This is a genomic window from Paenibacillus sp. PK4536 (assembly GCF_028594455.2).
In the GTDB taxonomy this organism is placed as follows: Bacteria; Bacillota; Bacilli; order Paenibacillales; family Paenibacillaceae; genus Saccharibacillus; species Saccharibacillus nuruki.
The window spans coordinates 121,077-137,366 of record NZ_CP126313.1; the positions used below are offsets into that span (position 1 = coordinate 121,077).

Annotated in this window: 16 protein-coding genes; 4 read left to right on the forward strand and 12 right to left on the reverse strand. The window is 40.5% G+C overall.

What is annotated here, in order from left to right; translation table 11 throughout:
* Window positions 1-20: 20 nt before the first annotated feature.
* A complete protein-coding gene (locus tag PO903_RS00590) occupies window positions 21-638 on the reverse strand; it encodes an NUDIX hydrolase (protein WP_137223698.1) in 618 nt (205 codons plus the stop codon).
* Between the two features lie 38 nt (window positions 639-676).
* The gene (locus PO903_RS00595; RefSeq protein WP_069326277.1) at window positions 677-1,276 is read right to left on the reverse strand and encodes a histidine phosphatase family protein; all 600 of its coding nucleotides are present in this window, start codon (window positions 1,274-1,276) and stop codon (window positions 677-679) included.
* A 294-nt stretch (window positions 1,277-1,570) separates the two neighbouring features.
* Here PO903_RS00595 and asd point away from each other — a divergent pair, with 294 nt between their 5' ends.
* Window positions 1,571-2,416 (forward strand): archaetidylserine decarboxylase, encoded by an 846-nt coding sequence (gene asd / locus PO903_RS00600; protein ID WP_273592364.1) that lies wholly within the window; start codon window positions 1,571-1,573, stop codon window positions 2,414-2,416.
* 448 nt (window positions 2,417-2,864) lie between these two features.
* Here the strand turns inward: asd and PO903_RS00605 are convergent, their stop codons facing one another.
* Both PO903_RS00605 and pdxR read right to left on the reverse strand, forming a co-directional pair.
* A complete protein-coding gene (locus tag PO903_RS00605; RefSeq protein WP_069326275.1) occupies window positions 2,865-3,650 on the reverse strand; it encodes a helix-turn-helix domain-containing protein in 786 nt (261 codons plus the stop codon).
* A gap of 129 nt (window positions 3,651-3,779) precedes the next feature.
* Entirely contained in the window at window positions 3,780-5,315 is a 1,536-nt protein-coding gene (pdxR, locus tag PO903_RS00610; protein WP_273592365.1) for a MocR-like pyridoxine biosynthesis transcription factor PdxR, read from the reverse strand.
* Between the two features lie 114 nt (window positions 5,316-5,429).
* Between pdxR and PO903_RS00615 the strand changes: the two genes are divergently transcribed.
* The gene (locus PO903_RS00615) at window positions 5,430-6,047 is read left to right on the forward strand and encodes a pyridoxamine 5'-phosphate oxidase family protein (RefSeq protein WP_069326273.1); all 618 of its coding nucleotides are present in this window, start codon (window positions 5,430-5,432) and stop codon (window positions 6,045-6,047) included.
* A gap of 193 nt (window positions 6,048-6,240) precedes the next feature.
* A complete protein-coding gene (locus PO903_RS00620; RefSeq protein ID WP_273592366.1) occupies window positions 6,241-7,539 on the forward strand; it encodes an aminotransferase class I/II-fold pyridoxal phosphate-dependent enzyme in 1,299 nt (432 codons plus the stop codon).
* Between the two features lie 167 nt (window positions 7,540-7,706).
* Here the strand turns inward: PO903_RS00620 and PO903_RS00625 are convergent, their stop codons facing one another.
* From PO903_RS00625 to PO903_RS00660, 8 genes are all read right to left on the reverse strand, one after another.
* Window positions 7,707-8,411: an ABC transporter ATP-binding protein gene (locus PO903_RS00625; protein ID WP_069326271.1), complete on the reverse strand. Its 705-nt coding sequence runs from the start codon at window positions 8,409-8,411 to the stop codon at window positions 7,707-7,709.
* The gene (locus PO903_RS00630) at window positions 8,408-9,211 is read right to left on the reverse strand and encodes an ABC transporter ATP-binding protein (protein WP_137223710.1); all 804 of its coding nucleotides are present in this window, start codon (window positions 9,209-9,211) and stop codon (window positions 8,408-8,410) included. The genes PO903_RS00625 and PO903_RS00630 overlap by 4 nt, the downstream gene beginning before the upstream one ends.
* Before the next feature lie 65 nt (window positions 9,212-9,276).
* Window positions 9,277-10,545 carry a branched-chain amino acid ABC transporter permease gene (locus PO903_RS00635; RefSeq protein WP_273592367.1) on the reverse strand — a complete coding sequence of 423 codons (1,269 nt, stop codon included), beginning with the start codon at window positions 10,543-10,545 and terminating at the stop codon, window positions 9,277-9,279.
* A gap of 9 nt (window positions 10,546-10,554) precedes the next feature.
* Window positions 10,555-11,541, reverse strand: coding sequence for a branched-chain amino acid ABC transporter permease (locus PO903_RS00640; protein WP_137223714.1), 987 nt, complete (start codon window positions 11,539-11,541; stop codon window positions 10,555-10,557).
* Between the two features lie 131 nt (window positions 11,542-11,672).
* A complete protein-coding gene (locus tag PO903_RS00645; RefSeq protein WP_273592368.1) occupies window positions 11,673-12,884 on the reverse strand; it encodes a branched-chain amino acid ABC transporter substrate-binding protein in 1,212 nt (403 codons plus the stop codon).
* A gap of 490 nt (window positions 12,885-13,374) precedes the next feature.
* Window positions 13,375-13,995, reverse strand: a complete 621-nt coding sequence (locus PO903_RS00650; RefSeq protein ID WP_069326267.1) for a TetR/AcrR family transcriptional regulator — start codon at window positions 13,993-13,995, stop codon at window positions 13,375-13,377.
* Between the two features lie 107 nt (window positions 13,996-14,102).
* Window positions 14,103-15,254 (reverse strand): YhgE/Pip domain-containing protein, encoded by a 1,152-nt coding sequence (locus PO903_RS00655; protein WP_273592369.1) that lies wholly within the window; start codon window positions 15,252-15,254, stop codon window positions 14,103-14,105.
* A 249-nt stretch (window positions 15,255-15,503) separates the two neighbouring features.
* Window positions 15,504-15,776: a DUF6809 family protein gene (locus PO903_RS00660; protein ID WP_273592370.1), complete on the reverse strand. Its 273-nt coding sequence runs from the start codon at window positions 15,774-15,776 to the stop codon at window positions 15,504-15,506.
* A gap of 182 nt (window positions 15,777-15,958) precedes the next feature.
* Between PO903_RS00660 and PO903_RS00665 the strand changes: the two genes are divergently transcribed.
* Window positions 15,959-16,225 carry a hypothetical protein gene (locus PO903_RS00665; protein WP_273592371.1) on the forward strand — a complete coding sequence of 89 codons (267 nt, stop codon included), beginning with the start codon at window positions 15,959-15,961 and terminating at the stop codon, window positions 16,223-16,225.
* Window positions 16,226-16,290: the final 65 nt, after the last annotated feature.

Genomic DNA, 16,290 nt, shown 5'->3' on the forward strand with positions numbered 1-16,290 from the left:
ATAGATAGATTTTATGAGTATCAATCGCAAAATACGGTTTTGTGCGGACTCTTCATACAATCAAACATTTTCAACATTTGCTCTTCTGTATTACGTTCAACCGATAAAGGTGGCAATTCATGCGCAGCAAAAAAGCCTACATCGGATGTCTCGTCACCTACAGTTGCTTCTCCACCGACAATACGGCACAAAATAAAAAACTTATACACATGCCACGGAGAAGGTGGGTGATTATGAAAATTTTTGTCAGCCACACCAAGCAGACGTACCGCTTCTACTTCAAAGCCAGACTCTTCTCTAGTTTCTTTCACAGCGATCTGCTTGGGCGACAATCCGATATCTCCCCATCCACCCGGTAATGCCCATGCACCGTCCTGCTTTTCACGTACCATTAGTATTTTATCCTGTTGAAAAACTACTGCACGTATATCCACTTTCGGTGTAGCATAACCAGTTTCACTTGCAAAAAGTTCTTGTACTTTTTCTACTTCTACATCGGTGTACTGATGCATAATCTCTACACTAAGTGCGCGTAACTGTTCAAACCGTTCAATATCATACATGTCTTTAGAATATTCTAACCCTGCTTGACTGATTGCTTGAATTTGTTTGGCCCACTCTAGCCACTTTAATTGCATGATTATGCTCTCCTTTGATCAGCCACACTCTGTCCCTTTTAGTCTAATGCTTCAGCTTCAGACGGCAACAAATGCTGAGTACAATTGTATAATTCACAGCTCCATACATGATCTTCATTACAGTGTACAACAGTCATCGACATATTTTCCAGTCCATGCCATTTCGGTTCGTCAGATAGAATCTGATTCAGCACATGATTAAGTAGCACACCATGACTTACAATTAGAATACGTTCATTGGGATATAAGCTTACCAGTTCTTCCAGACAGCTCACTCCACGTGCCGCTCCTGATTCTGGTGTTTCCAGTCCAAGATCCTGACTTTTCCAATCTTCTCCCCAGCGTGCGATCCGATCAGCTTGAGTTGTACCTTCGATCAATCCTCCATCTAATTCACGTAGACGAGGATCCGAGCTAATCTGCAAATCGCCACCTTCTGCAATCGCTTGAGCCGTCTGCTGTGCACGAATCAGATCACTTACATAAATCCGATCCCAAGATTCAGTTTTGATGCGTTTGCCCAGTTGACGTGCTTGTTCCCAACCACCTTCATCCAGAGGAATATCTGAACTTCCCTGTGCTCTACCTTCTTTATTCCAAATGGTACTTCCGTGTCTTATTAATCCAAATGTAGTCATTCTTATTCCTCCATTCACGTACGTGTTCTATCTATTTTATCATTGTTAGGTGACGATTCGTAGGCTGATTTTAGATACGATACTGTCACATTTGATTCAAAGCATTGATTTCATGTGTTATATATGGCAATATAACGTAGCGCACTAAAGAGCTTTATTGTAAGATATTTTGCTTTGCAAAAATCACTTTTGATTGCATTATGGTCGCGCTTATACTACCAAGCGCTTATCGTAAGATAGTTTGCTTTGCATCTTTATCGTTTTCCCGAATGTAGAAAGGGGTTCAACTTGATTATGGCCAATACAGTGTTTCGCCTGATGACCGAGTTATCTTCACGCAAGTGGGTTTCGCGGCTTACAGGAAGCTTCGCTAAATCACGGGCCAGCCGGAAATTTATCCCGAAATTTATTCAGGCATATCATATTCCAGCGGAAGAAGCAGAAAAAAATATACAAGATTATAATAGCCTTAATGAATTTTTCACACGTCGACTTCGTCCGGGTATGCGTCCGATTGATGCCGATCCGATGTCGCTTGTGAGTCCGGTGGATGCTGTGATTACAGCAATGGGTCCACTTCAGCATAATGTTATTCCACAAGTGAAAGGCCAAGATTACTTACTGGAAGAACTACTTAATTATTCTCCACGTATGGAGTCATACAAAGACGGATATATGTTTGTGTTGTATTTAAGCCCAACCGATTACCATCGTATTCATTCACCGGTTACCGGTAGACAAACTGAATCAGAGCATATTCCGGGTAAAGTCTATCCGGTTAATGATAAAGGCATGACCTTTATGCGTTCTGTACTTAGTCGTAATGAACGATTAATTACGTATATGTCTCATGATTGTGGCGAAGTGGCTGTCGTCAAAGTAGGTGCATTAAATGTAAGTAGTATTCAATATGCTGATCCTGAACGCACCTCATGGCAAAAAGGTGATGAACTTGCTTATTTTGAATTTGGTTCTACCGTTGTGCTTCTGGTACAACAAGGAACATTTGTAGCTAATGAACAGTTACAGATTGGCAGCAAAGTCAAAATGGGTGAGAGTTTAGGTACATTAGTGGATCTACAAGCAACTCGACCGTATCGCCGTGTTGCACCTGAAAGTATAGGATCTACCAAAGAATAGGAATAGAAAGACAGCCCTGCTTGAAAGAATACTTTCAAATAGGGCTGTCTTTCTGTTATGCGTCAACCAATAATGATTGAGATATGCTATATATAGTAGATTGCTGAATAAGCATTCAACAAGCTTCTTATGAGTTAAATGAACGGCTTAAGTATATGGTTTGCTTAAAACCATGATTCAGTTACAGTCGTCGATCCTTTAAATCGACGCAGCCGATTGCGAAAAATGTTTTTGCCTGCTGTAGATGAACCGCCTCTGTTACGAATCCGCTGTCTAAAACGCATTAGGTATATTCCTCCTTCCATTTACATTACGTTAACATGACAAGTATTACCCGTTGACAATTATTGTGAAACAAACTGTAATCACGAGTATACTCATCTTAAATCAAGCATCATGTAAAATGCAAAGTTCGCAGAATATCCTGATACGCAGTAAATCGATAACTTTATCTAATTTCTGAGGGGCTTTTGCCTGTGTATTGCTTGAATTGACGGCTGAAAAAGAAAATATCACGATACCCCAGCGCATCGGCAACCTCAGTCACATTCATTCCAGTATAGACCAGTAAATGCTCTGCCCGCTCAATCCGCATCTTAATGATATACGATTGCACAGATACACCTATTAACTCTTTGAATTTGATCGAAAAATAGCGTGGCGACAAACCAGCCCGAGAAGCCAAATCTTCTACCCGGTGAGCTAGACTTGGATGCTGACGAATATAGTTAGCGATCTCTTGCACCACTTCACTCAGTTGGTTACTGACTTTACGTTCAACGGGTTGACGCTGATCTTCACGCAGTAAATGAATCATTAATTGCTTCAGAATCAACTTCGCTTCTTCTTCTGCGGCAAAAGCTTGTTCAAGAAATAGTCTCACATACCGTACAAGCATATATTCAAAATCAATCCGTTCGTCTAATTTGCGATAACGTACAGGAATCATTTGTGCAGGTTCAGCAATATCGAAGTGAATATAGGTAAGGACTAGCGGCTTTTGCGGATTGTGTGTTGCTGTTGTCTCATCCCCGGGATAAAATAAAAAGCAACTTCCTTGACTGATTGGATAAGCCTCGCCGTTCAACATTAATTCTCCTTCGCCACTCCATACATAGAACAAGTCATAGTTCGGCATCGGTTTCTCTCTTTTGGGCCAGCGCCATTCCGGTTCGCAAAAGATTTTGGCAAACGCTGGTTTTAGTATAAATGAAGAAGGTGACAAATTCAGCATCACTCAACCCTCCTTGGTTTTAGATTTATTTTCAATTTGAATATAAGTTGATGATGAAATAGTTTGTATAGCTATGTTTTAGATAACTTTACTTTATATTGACCAAAAAGTCAGTAATCGTCAATCCTTCTATTGTAGACTTTCCCAAGATTGCCGAAGGCGCTTAACACCTTCAATGATCTGAGACTCTGATAAATGAGCGAAAATAAAGCACGCCGATGGAGCGCTAGGCGTTAACTGATAATCAGCAGCATCGCGCCAGATCACACCGTATGTGCGAGCAATTGTCATCCATTGATTGTACCGGGTAGCATCGTGCTTCCATGTGGCATAGGCATGTAGACCGCAATCGGTTTGTTGCCAATCAAATAGTTCATCCAATCGCTCTTCTTGAATAGATTGTTGAAAAACATCGTAACGGGAACGATATAATCGGGTCATACGGCGCAAATGGCGTACATAATCACCACGGATCATAAATCGTGCCAGTGCTCTTTGTTCTAATCGAGCAGGCGGTAATGGATCATATAATCGCTTAGCAGCCGTTAAAGCTTCAGCAAGCACAGTTGGCAAGATCGCATAACCAAGACGAAGACTGCTGAACATGCTTTTGGAAAAGGAACCGACATAGATAACGCTATCTGTTTGATCCAATGCTTTAAGCGGTTCGATAGGACGACCTGACCAGCGAAATTCGCTATCATAATCATCTTCGATAATCCATGCACCATGGGTATTCGCCCACTCTAGTAGCTGTTGACGACGAGCCAATGGTAAAACAGCACCTGTAGGAAATTGGCGACCCGGTGTTACAAATAACAATCTAGCCTTCCAATCCTGCGGAATAACACCATGCTCATCTAGTGGAGCCGGCTGGATCACTCCTCCGCAAGCTATAATCGCACGCCGCATACCCGAATAACAAGGATCTTCCAGAATCACTTGATCATCTTCATTGATCAACAACTGGCACAACAATGTAATCACTTCCATCGAACCGCTACATAATACAACTTGTTCAGCAGTCGCTGTAATTCCTCTTGTTCTTCCTACATGATTGCAGATCGCTTCACGTAACCCGATATCTCCTTGCACAGTCGTAAGTGCTGAATCAGTAGTAGATTTTTGCAAATCTTTGCTAGCAGCAGACATAGCACTTTTCCAAGAAGTCTGCGAACTTCCTTCTAACATAATGTCTCCTGATTGAAAAGAAATCTGCTCTAGTGGCGGACGAGTGTTACTTATAGCAGAAGGAGTCTGGTCATCTCTCTGATCAGAATGATCTTTTCGAAACTGTATAATTTCTTGTTCCATTTGGATAATACGCTGTCCCCATACAGATAAAGAAGACAAAGGTGCTTTTTCATTTATGTAGGATGATGCTTCAATATGTACTTCTTTGCCAGACACAATAGGCTGTTCAATTACAAATGTTCCTTTACCGACAGCAGATTGAACATACCCTTCAGCCAGTAACATATCATATGCTTCCGATACACTTCCACGCGATAATCCGTACATCGCAGCCAGATCACGAGTAGAAGGTAAACGTGTTCCACTGGCAAGTGACCCACCTAGAATCCCTTCCCGTAAGGCATGATATAACGCTAGATATTTGTGCTGATACGTCTGAATAGCACGCTGATAAGCAATAGTAATATCCATAACGTTCTCCTTTATTGGACTACTTATTTTCATTCAAATTGGCTCTTTTGACTAATCCAATTGTAGCATATGCTGAAAATAAGATTTGGTCAACAGAGAGAAGGAGAGATACCGATGAGAAGAAAAGAATTTACGATAGAGGAAGAAGAAGAATTGGCGTTATTTTTGGAGGAAATGAGTTTTGGATTTCTGGGAATGAGTCATGAGGATGGATTTCCACGTGTGACTCCACTTAATTTTGCTTATGGTAATGGTGTATTTTATATTCATGGTAGTCGTGCAGGCGAAAAAATGAAATTGCTTAAAAATGATACACGTGTGACGTTTTCAGTGGCGAAAGAGTATGCATTAATCCCTTCTTACTTTACCGATGCTGAAATGGCATGTCCGGCTTCTGCCTTTTTCAAAAGTGTTACGGTACGTGGTCATGCAGAATTGATTACCGATCTGGAAGAAAAAGCAGATGCCTTTTCGATCTTTATGCACAAGCTTCAACCTGAAGGTGGGTATGATACGATTGATGCCAAAGATCCTCGTTATATTCCGCGGCTAAACGGGGTCGCTTTGATCAAAATTGTCCCGCAGGAGTGGACAGCCAAGTTCAAATTTGGTCAAAATGCTAAAGAAGAAGAACGTCAACATATTATGGATGGACTACAAAAACGAGGGCTGGATGATGATCTCACAACGATCGAAATGATGAAAAAATATTGCCCGCATCACCAAAGTTGAAGCATATCGTCTTAAATCATTTAATATTCACATCATATTCACAACTAACCCATCAAATTTCACTTCCTACACGGTGACACTTCCGCGCGAAAAATGATATACTAGGGCAGCAGAAATCAGGCGAACTTCTACTGTTCCATTATCATCAGGTGCGGCTGATTCATTATTTAACAGACCTGGAAGGATGAAAACGATGAACCCACTGGCTGGACAATTGAACGCGAAATTGAAAACAGATAGCCCTCACATTTATGAGATGCTATCCACTCTTGGTAAAGAGATTTATTTCCCTAAAGAAGGTATATTAAGCCAATCGGCAGAAGCATCAAGCCAGGCTAAAAAATATAATGCAACGATTGGAATTGCAACCGAAAATGGCGGGCCCATGCATTTGAAGGTTCTACAAGATTCGTTGTCTGCTTTTGCACCTAAAGATCTGTATCCTTATGCTCCTCCTGCTGGCAAACCAGAATTGCGCAGTGTATGGCGTGAGAAAATGATCAAAGACAATCCTTCACTACAAGATAAAAAATTCAGCAATCCTATCGTAACCAATGCGTTGACTCATGGTCTAAGTATTGTAGCAGATCTGTTCGCAGATGTAGGCGATGCTGTTATATATCCAGATAAAAACTGGGAAAACTATGAGCTTACTTTCGCAGTTCGTCGCGGAGCTGAGATCATCACTTATCCATTATTTACAGAAGAAATGACATTCAATAGTGATGGATTACGAGATGCTCTACTCGCGCAAAAAGAAAAAGGTAAAGCGATTGTCGTCTTGAACTTCCCAAATAACCCAACAGGTTATACGCCAAGTGTAGCAGACGGTAAAAAAATTGTAGCTGCCATTAACGAAGCCGCTGAAGCTGGAATCAATGTCGTTGTGGTTACCGATGATGCTTATTTCGGATTGTTTTTCGAAGATTCTCTACATGAATCGTTGTTCGGATCATTGCTTGACTTGCATCCTCGTATTTTACCGATCAAAGTCGATGGTGCGACGAAAGAAGAATATGTATGGGGATTCCGTGTTGGTTTTATCACGTATGGCGCACAAGATCTTGAAGCGATTGTCGCGTTGGAACAAAAAACACTGGGTATTATCCGTGCAACCATTTCCAGCGGACCACACCCATCCCAGACATTTATTTTGAAAGCATTACAAGACCCTAATTTCGAAGCGCAAAAAGAAGAAAAGTTCCAAGTGATGAAGGGCAGAGCGAACAAAGTTAAAGAACTGCTCAACACTGATCAATACGCAGACACATGGGAATACTATCCTTTTAACTCCGGTTACTTTATGTGTTTGAAATTAAAAGATGTCTCTGCTGAAGATGTACGTCTACGCTTACTACGTGAATATGAAGTCGGTACAATCGCACTAGGTGCACATGATCTACGTATCGCTTTCTCTTGTATTGCAGAAGAATATTTGGAAGACCTGTTCAAATTGATCTATCAAGCGGTTCAAGATGTGAAAAAAGGCTGATTGATTTATATTTAACTTTTCTTATTTATAAGCAAAAAGCTCCTGTCGAGATCACTACACGACAAGAGCTTTTTTTACTTTGTATCCATAAAGACCACCATCAGTGACAATAAGAACAACGTATTTGCTGTAGCGGTTATATTCAACTATGTTCAAAACCAATGAACTTATGCCAAATAAGCTTCCCTCACCTGATTATTCGTCAGAAGTACCTTCGCATCATCCTGCAAAATAATCTCCCCTGTCTGAATCACATATCCCCGATGCGCAATCTGTAGCGCTTGATACGCATTTTGCTCTACCAGTAGAATCGTCATTCCTGTACTATTTAACTCCTGAATAATCTCAAAAATTTGATCTACCAATACGGGAGCCAGTCCCATCGAAGGTTCATCCAAGAGTAGAATTTTGGGATTCATCATCAGTCCTCTAGCAATCGCAAGCATCTGCTGTTCGCCACCACTCATCGTTCCGCCAGTCTGATGATAACGCTCTTTAAGCCGTGGAAAATAAACAAATGACTTTTCAATTCTCTCTTTGATCAGCTTTTTACTTTTGACTGAAAAAGCACCCATTTCCAAATTCTCTTTCACAGTTAAACGTGGAAAAATACGTCGTCCTTCCGGTACATGAGCAATCCCACTTTGTGCAATCACATGCGGTTCAAGCGAGGTAATCTTTTGGCCATCGAACCAGATTTCACCTTTAGTCTGTACTTGACCGCAGATTGATTTGAGTGTCGTAGATTTGCCTGCACCATTAGAACCGATTAATGTTACGATTTCACCTGCTTTGACTTCTAGATTGATTCCTTTGAGTGCTTCGATTCCACCGTAAAAAGCTTGTACATTGTTCAATTCCACCAGACTCATATCTGTATCTCCTCCTCGACCGCACTTTTACCGAGATACGCTTCGATCACTTTCGGATTAGAACGAATATCTTCTGGTCCACCTTCAGCAATCTTTTCTCCATGATCCAGTACAAGAATATGATGAGATAATTCCATCACTAATTTCATATCATGCTCAATCAAAATAATTGAAATATTGAGTTCTTGCTGTATTCGGCGAATCAATCCAGTCAATTCAGATGTCTCACGGGGATTCATGCCTGCGGCGGGTTCATCTAACAGTAATACTTTGGGCTTAGCGGCAAGCGCGCGGGCAATTTCTAAGCGCCGCTGTGCTCCATACGATAGACTGCTTGCTTCTTCGTTATACCAATCAGCAAGACCTACGTATTCTAATAACCGATAAGCTTCACGTTGAGCATCATGTTCTTCATGACGGACACGAGGTAAATTTAACAATGTGCCGACAATCCCTGTTTTGAGATGAATATGCATACCGACCTGCACATTTTCAAGAACCGTCATACTCCCGAACAAGCGAATATTTTGAAAAGTACGTGCAATCCCGCGACTGGTAATCCGATCAGGCTTAATATTCACAATCGATTCTCCATCCAGTTCGATATTGCCTTTGTCCGGTACATATATGCCTGTAATCATATTGAAAAAAGTGGTTTTCCCTGCGCCATTGGGACCGATTACTGCTGAAATCTGCCCTTTAGGAAAATCAAAATTCACTCCGTTTACAGCTGTCAATCCACCAAAGCGCTTTATCAGATTAGTCACTTTCAACACATTATGTTTCTGGTGATCACTCATTGATATGCTCCTTTCTAATTGAATATTGCCCGATTGATTCGCTATTTCCCTTAGTCCGATCGCCTTTAATCGGGTTGTACCTCTGGCTTGGATAACGGTGGAGATGGATCTTTGACTGCTTCTGGAGGAAGTCTACGATTTCTAGCAGCAATCAATCCATGAGGACGGAAAACAGCGACTAGAATTAAGATCATACCGAAAATAAAGCGTTGCATTTTAGAAGGAGATAACGCATTCGGCACTTCAAAAATCCCCTGCTGAGACAATTGATTAAGCCAGCTTGTGAATTCCGTCAATACCTGCAAATTCAGAATCGTCACTAGACTTGCTCCTAAGATCACACCGGGCACACTACCCATTCCGCCCAATACGACCATCACTAGAATCGTAATCGACTCAATTAATGTAAAGCTGGTCGGATCAATAAATGTCTGCTTCGCTGCGAATACCACACCCATCATCCCTGAAAAAGAAGCTCCAATTGCAAAAGCCATCAACTTGGTACGGATTAGCGGAATACCCATCGACTGAGCAGCAATTTCATTTTCACGCACTGCTTTCCATGAACGACCAAGACGTGAATGTTCTAATCGCCTTACAGCAAAGATCACAATTAACAATATCCCGATCACAATAAAATAAAATTGGTGCGGAAAGGTGAATTGAAAGCCAAACAAATCAGGCGGTTGAATCGAAGATAAGCCCATCGCGCCGTTTGTAATATTGACCGGCTTTTCTAAATTATTAAAAATAATACGAATGATCTCCCCGAAGCCCAGTGTCACAATCGCTAAATAATCACCTTTGACACGTAGCACAGGCAGACCGAGCAATATGCCGAAGATCCCTGCAATAAAGCCCCCAATAAGAATAAAAATCCAGAAGCTTCCACCGGATAACGGAAAGAGTTCACCCGAGATAAAATTATTGGCTTGCCCTGTCGCAAAAATGCCGTATGTATAAGCCCCTACAGCGAAAAAAGCAATAAATCCCATATCCAACAAGCCTGCAAATCCTACTACAATATTCAGCCCGAGTGCCATCGCTACATAGATACCGCACTGGGTCGCCACTTCCATATACGATTCACGTGAGGTGCCGCCTGAAGTGGCAAATGGAATTACAATCACCAATAAAAAAACAGCAATACTCCATTTCATCCCGTTACTAAAAGACGTATAGTACAACAGCAACAGCGAAGCCAGCATCAAAAGAAAGGCAGTGACCGAACGATCGATCAGATAGACAGCGCCTGCGGTTACAAGTATAAATGCGGCTAATAGTAATCCTTGTGCAAGTTTATTCGCTTGCAACATCGTTTGTATCTTTCCCATCGGTGTCACCTACACTTTCTCTTTGATTGCTTTGCCGAATATACCCTCCGGTTTGAAAATCAATACGATGATCAGAATCATAAAGGCAAAAACATCTTTGTACTCTGCTCCAAAGTTACCACCTGTCAAAATGCCCAGATTCGATGAAGCAAACATTTCAAGTACACCCAGCACAATCCCGCCGAACATCGCACCGCGAATATTTCCGATACCTCCCAGCACAGCGGCTGTAAATGCTTTGAGCCCTAAAATAAAGCCGATATACGGATCAATCGTTCCATATTGTTGTGCAAATAATACCCCTGTTGATCCACCCAGAGCAGAACCGATAAAAAAGGTTAATACAATCACTTTATTCACATTGATAGACATCAGCGAAGCTGTTTCTCGATCTTGCGCAACTGCACGCATCGCTCCGCCCCATTTGGTACGATTCACAAAAATATCAAGCCCAATCATTAATACAATCGCAATAGCAAAAATAAACAAAGTATTCGCTTTGACGGAAGCATCGGTAAACCAGCTGGATATCGAAGAAAGAGGTAATTGATAACGTTGATCAAATAATTGCGGAGTGCTGATAATATAGTTACCTGTTTTGAGTTCAGCAATAAATCGAATCACATCTTGCAAAACGAATGAGACACCAAATGCAGAGATCAATAAGATTAACTTGGGCGCTTTGCGTAACGGTCGATAAGCTACCCTTTCAATCCCGACACCAAGCGCACCGGTGACCAGCATAGCAATCAGAATAATCAGTACATACGATAACCATGCCGGCATGCCGGTTAACCATCCTGCTCCTTGAAAAATAAAAAGCACCGCTGTCCCTACAAATGCTCCGGTCATAAAAATCTCACCATGCGCAAAGTTAATTAATTCGAGAATACCGTATACCATCGTATAACCGAGTGCTACAACCGCATAGATTGCGCCTAGCGCCAGACCATCAATCAATACTTGAGGTAAAGTTTGCAAAATACTTGAGAACATTCAGTTACTCCCTTCATACGTTCATCGTCATTTAGCTATAGGATGATTTTGCAAAAATTCTCTAAAACAAAAGCCAAAAGATGTGTATATCACAGCACATACCTTTTGGCTTTTGGTGTACATCAAAGTTCTTATTTGGCAGGTTGAGCAATCTCTGCTTCCAGTGACCCCGGATACGTGGCATCTGCGAATTTGTAAATAAAGACTTTCGCATATGCATTGTCTCCAATATCATCAAAGCTCACTTTAGTCGCAACACCTTCAAAATCTTTGGTCGCACGCACAGCATCTCGTACCGCATCACGAGCAGGCGCTTCTGTTCCTGAACCCATCGCTGTTTTGATTGCATCTAACATGACCGTCATCGAATCATAAGCATAGACAGAGTACCCTTCTGGATTTTTACCAAAAGCTTCTTTATAACGTGCTGTCCATTCTTGTCCATCTGGCAATTTACTGATATCTCCTGCTACTGAACTGTACAATGCCCCTTTAACATCTGCGCCAGCAATATCCACTAACCCTGAAGAATCCAGCGCATCTCCGCCCATAATAGGAGCCATAATCCCTTTATCTCGTGCTTGCTTAATCAATAGACCTGCTTCTGCATACAATCCACCGAAAAATATAAAATCGGGCTTTTGGGTAGCCGCAATATTAAGTACACCGTTGAAATCTTTTTCACCGACGGTGATTCCTTCATAGCCTGAAATAGTTGCTCCTTGCGCTTGAGCGGCATCACGAAAAGCTTCCGCCAATCCCTGACCGTAAGCTGTTTTGTCCTGTATAATAAAAATGTTTTTGGCACCTACTGTTTTGACAGCATACTCAGCTGCCGCAGGGCCTTGAAAATCATCACGTGCCACAACACGATTTACCACTTTGAGTTTGCGATCTGTAAGTTCTGTAGCGGTACTTGCAGGGGAGATCATCGGAATGTTGTATTTTTCGTAGACAACCGAAGAAGGGATAGATACACCGGAGTTCAAATGTCCAATAACGCCCAGTACTTGTTGATCTGCACCGATCAATTCAGCATTGGCTACCCCTTTTTTAGGATCACCTTGATCATCATAAGGAACCAATTCAAGCGAGTATCCTAATTTGGTAAACTCTTCTTTGTGATCTTCCATCGACATCTGAGCGCCCAGCTTAATCGCTTCGCCTTGGATAGAGCTACCACCGGACAATGGGGATTGCGTAGCAATTTTGATCACTTTATCACCTGTGCTTGCAGTCGAACCACCAGCTGAACCCGAAGAACTTGTTGCTCCATTTCCACACCCTGCTAGTAATCCTGTAATCAATGCTGCGACCATCAACCCACTCCACTTGCTTCTCATCATAATCCCCCTTTAATAATGTTAACTTTAGTAACACATTAAATTAACTATGTTGCTTATTTCTTACATCAGTATAACGATATCCATTATATTATTCAATTAGAATTTATTTCTTCTTATTCCAAATAATATAATTAATATTGATTATTAACTGATTTATGCTTATTATACTGTGAAATTTTAGGTTATCAATACTTATTTTATTCTTTTTAACTGATTTATGAATTAAAAGGTTATTATTTTATAAGACCTCACTACTCTTTTATTAATGTGAGCTTATTGCACATAATCATTTAATACCTTTATAAATAAAGCTTAAATAGCTATTTATGTTATTTTATGTAACACTTAGTTCAGAAAGAAAAAGCCAGAATATGATCTTATCTTCGTGGTATCCAAAGATAAAATAAATTCTGGCTTCACTATAGAATAACTTTAAAAATAACAGCCTCAGTCACACAACAACTTGAGTTTTTTCACATTTGGCAACTTACTTATTATCGATCTGTTCAACCGTACAACCTAATCCACGCAGAATATAAACAATCAGTTCTTCTAGCGGATCGCCTTGTTCTACAAGCTGAATATCTAATAATGTTACTATCGTTAATGACTTGGCTTCATTACTGCCAAATAAAATACTGCCCATTACCTGCAAAAAGGTATGATCTAGCGAATGAAAATGGAATACACCTTGTTCCCGACCTGCTTCTAGGTAATGGCGAAGTAACAACCATACCGGAAGAGTATACTTTTGAATGATATCGATCCGCTCCGAATGTAACGTAAATTCCTGATGTACAATATCCGAAATCTCAGGATCAGATTTACAAAAGCGATACATCTGTTCAATCAATCGCTTCATACCTTGAATCGGATTCATTTCTTCATGGCGAAGCTGTTCTGAAAATACAGGAATCGGGATAAATTCCTGCAACATCGCTTCGAATAAAGGCTCTTTCCCACCATAATAGTAGGACACTAGAGAGATATTCGCATTTGCTTCTTTGCAGATTTCTCGTACCGAAGTCGCTTCAAATCCTTTAGTTGCTGCTAATTTTTTGGTTGCTTGTAAAATTCGCATTTTAACATGGTCTTCACCTTTATCCACCACGTTCACTTCCCTGCCTCTAATTCCTTAAAGCCGAAAATAAATCCATTTGCAATAACACTCTGCAATGTTAACGATTTCCAGCTCATATTCTCTCTATAATACCATCAAGATTCGGCGACCGCTACCAATGGTGAGACAGGCATCTTATCTTTGCGTAATGACGTTGCAATAGCAATCACAATAAGAGCAAAGACCATAATCAGTATAAGTGCCAGACAATCTTTGCCTACACCGGTGCCACCGAATAATAGATTCATTAACCCTTGTACAGCATAGGTCGCTGGAAAAACAGACCCGATCCACTGGTAAAAGTCAGGTAGTAATTCGCGCGGCATCATCGCTCCCGAAGACACCAATTGTACGGACAAAATCAAAATATTAAATAACATTCCTGCCATATCAAATACAAATAAAAACATCTGTGCAACCAGCATAAATGTTAATAAGAATAGCGCTTGGAAACCCCATAACGCCATAAACCCATGCCCCAATTGCCCACCGAACAAGGCGACGAGAGAAGTCCCTACCAGTGATACCACAATCGAAGCACCTGCGGTAACTAACAATCGCACAGACATGCGTGACCAACGTCCGAATCGACTTGCCAGTGCTTTGGATGAAATTTGGAAATTCTGTCCCATAATCATTGCCCCTACATAAGAAGCTAGGATCATCATCATTGGAACCATCTGGTTATTCATGCCTTGTACAGGATTAACTGATTGAATATCCGAGACAACACGCTGAGACATCATCGTTGCTGCTGTTTGTGCTTGATCATCAGAAAGTTGTCCAGCAAATACACCTTTAAGCCCACTTTCAACAGCCGCTCGATTAACAGTTGCTGTCACTTTGTCTGCAATCGAAGTCATCATATTTTTGATCATAATTGGATTGGATTCATTGATAAAATAATGCAATTGCGCAGGAGTCTGAGATTGTACAGTTGATGAAAAATCAGCTGGAATCTCAATAATCATCTGTACATCACGTTGTTGCAATTGTTGCTGAGCTTCAGCTAACGTCATGCCTGTGTGCACGCCAACAGGTAGTGAAGATTGTAGATTAGTAATCAACTGCTCTCCGTACACTGTATCTTCATTAACAACCGCTACCTTCAATTGATCCAACCGATCTGTAATCCCGTGATAGCCTGTCATCCATATAATTGTAAAAATAAGCTGAAACAAAATCGCTGTGGCAATCCCTACTTTGGTTGTAGGTAACTTCATAAATGCTGCAAAAATAGATTTCATATTTCCCCCTGTATCGGCTATGTCTACCGTTTACTTTATTTTGTGGATTTAAACAATCGTTTTAAACGACTGTTTGATAACTATAGATTTTGAAAACGATTACTGTCAATATTTATTTTAAATTTTAGATATGTAATGCATGAGGACGATAAAAAAGCATCTAGCGACTTGCACCAGATGCTTAGAAAATATGTAATTCTATATAAAAAATATACATACTCCTCTACTATTATTTAATCTGTACTGATCTTAACGTTCTCCTTTTAACATGTCTATTATCAATTCTCCACCTAAACGAAATCCATATGTAAACGAACCTGCACGATCCATACTATTTAACTGGTAATACAAGTCCCACATGGTTTCCAGTTCTAGCCATTCTTCTGGAGAAAGCTTCACTTTCCACTCTGCCATTTTTGCTGATATTTGCTCACTGATCTGTGTATATTCTGCGCTCTGAGATACAGCTTTTTCATCGGGACGTAAGTTGCCATAGTAGATACTTTCTAACAGACTGCTCATGATTTTTTATCCTTTCTGTAGTTGAGGATATATATTCAATAGGATTGGCTGAATACCTTATAATCATCATATACTACAGAGTGAGCAAGCCTATTTATTTATGCAAAAATCGCATACATTTAGTTTAAGATAACTTTGAATACTATAACTAGATATATCCCAATTGAAGGAGGTCTTTATTAATGAAACTGCGTATTCCATTAATCGTTCTATCTTTGGGGATAGCCTTATTCTTGTCCCATTATGTAGGTCTTGTCTGGAATGATAGTGCTAAAAATGTATCTTATATGTTATTTATGGTAGCGCTAATATTTCTATTTGAGAAAACAAAAATCAGTGAGAAAAAAGTCAATGTATTTGCGGGGATTGGTGTAGTAATAGTTGGTTTACTTTTTGAAATTGTGACTGAGCCTAAAGACTGGTCTTATCTGCTTGGAGTGTTAACTTAGGATTCTACAAATGTATAATTCAATATACTCTTCTTTTCTTTTTCGCAAATGGAACATATTGAATA

What these genes read in the sequence shown, in the direction of transcription:
- PO903_RS00640 (WP_137223714.1), bottom strand. Translation starts at nt 11,541, where the DNA reads ATGTTCTCAAGTATTTTGCAAACTTTACCTCAAGTATTGATTGATGGT.
- PO903_RS00620 (WP_273592366.1), top strand. Translation starts at nt 6,241, where the DNA reads ATGAACCCACTGGCTGGACAATTGAACGCGAAATTGAAAACAGATAGC.
- PO903_RS00605 (WP_069326275.1), bottom strand. Translation starts at nt 3,650, where the DNA reads ATGCTGAATTTGTCACCTTCTTCATTTATACTAAAACCAGCGTTTGCC.
- PO903_RS00660 (WP_273592370.1), bottom strand. Translation starts at nt 15,776, where the DNA reads ATGAGCAGTCTGTTAGAAAGTATCTACTATGGCAACTTACGTCCCGAT.
- PO903_RS00645 (WP_273592368.1), bottom strand. Translation starts at nt 12,884, where the DNA reads ATGAGAAGCAAGTGGAGTGGGTTGATGGTCGCAGCATTGATTACAGGA.
- PO903_RS00630 (WP_137223710.1), bottom strand. Translation starts at nt 9,211, where the DNA reads ATGAGTGATCACCAGAAACATAATGTGTTGAAAGTGACTAATCTGATA.
- PO903_RS00590 (WP_137223698.1), bottom strand. Translation starts at nt 638, where the DNA reads ATGCAATTAAAGTGGCTAGAGTGGGCCAAACAAATTCAAGCAATCAGT.
- PO903_RS00625 (WP_069326271.1), bottom strand. Translation starts at nt 8,411, where the DNA reads ATGAGTCTGGTGGAATTGAACAATGTACAAGCTTTTTACGGTGGAATC.
- PO903_RS00655 (WP_273592369.1), bottom strand. Translation starts at nt 15,254, where the DNA reads ATGAAATCTATTTTTGCAGCATTTATGAAGTTACCTACAACCAAAGTA.
- asd (WP_273592364.1), top strand. Translation starts at nt 1,571, where the DNA reads ATGGCCAATACAGTGTTTCGCCTGATGACCGAGTTATCTTCACGCAAG.
- pdxR (WP_273592365.1), bottom strand. Translation starts at nt 5,315, where the DNA reads ATGGATATTACTATTGCTTATCAGCGTGCTATTCAGACGTATCAGCAC.
- PO903_RS00595 (WP_069326277.1), bottom strand. Translation starts at nt 1,276, where the DNA reads ATGACTACATTTGGATTAATAAGACACGGAAGTACCATTTGGAATAAA.
- PO903_RS00665 (WP_273592371.1), top strand. Translation starts at nt 15,959, where the DNA reads ATGAAACTGCGTATTCCATTAATCGTTCTATCTTTGGGGATAGCCTTA.
- PO903_RS00635 (WP_273592367.1), bottom strand. Translation starts at nt 10,545, where the DNA reads ATGGGAAAGATACAAACGATGTTGCAAGCGAATAAACTTGCACAAGGA.
- PO903_RS00615 (WP_069326273.1), top strand. Translation starts at nt 5,430, where the DNA reads ATGAGAAGAAAAGAATTTACGATAGAGGAAGAAGAAGAATTGGCGTTA.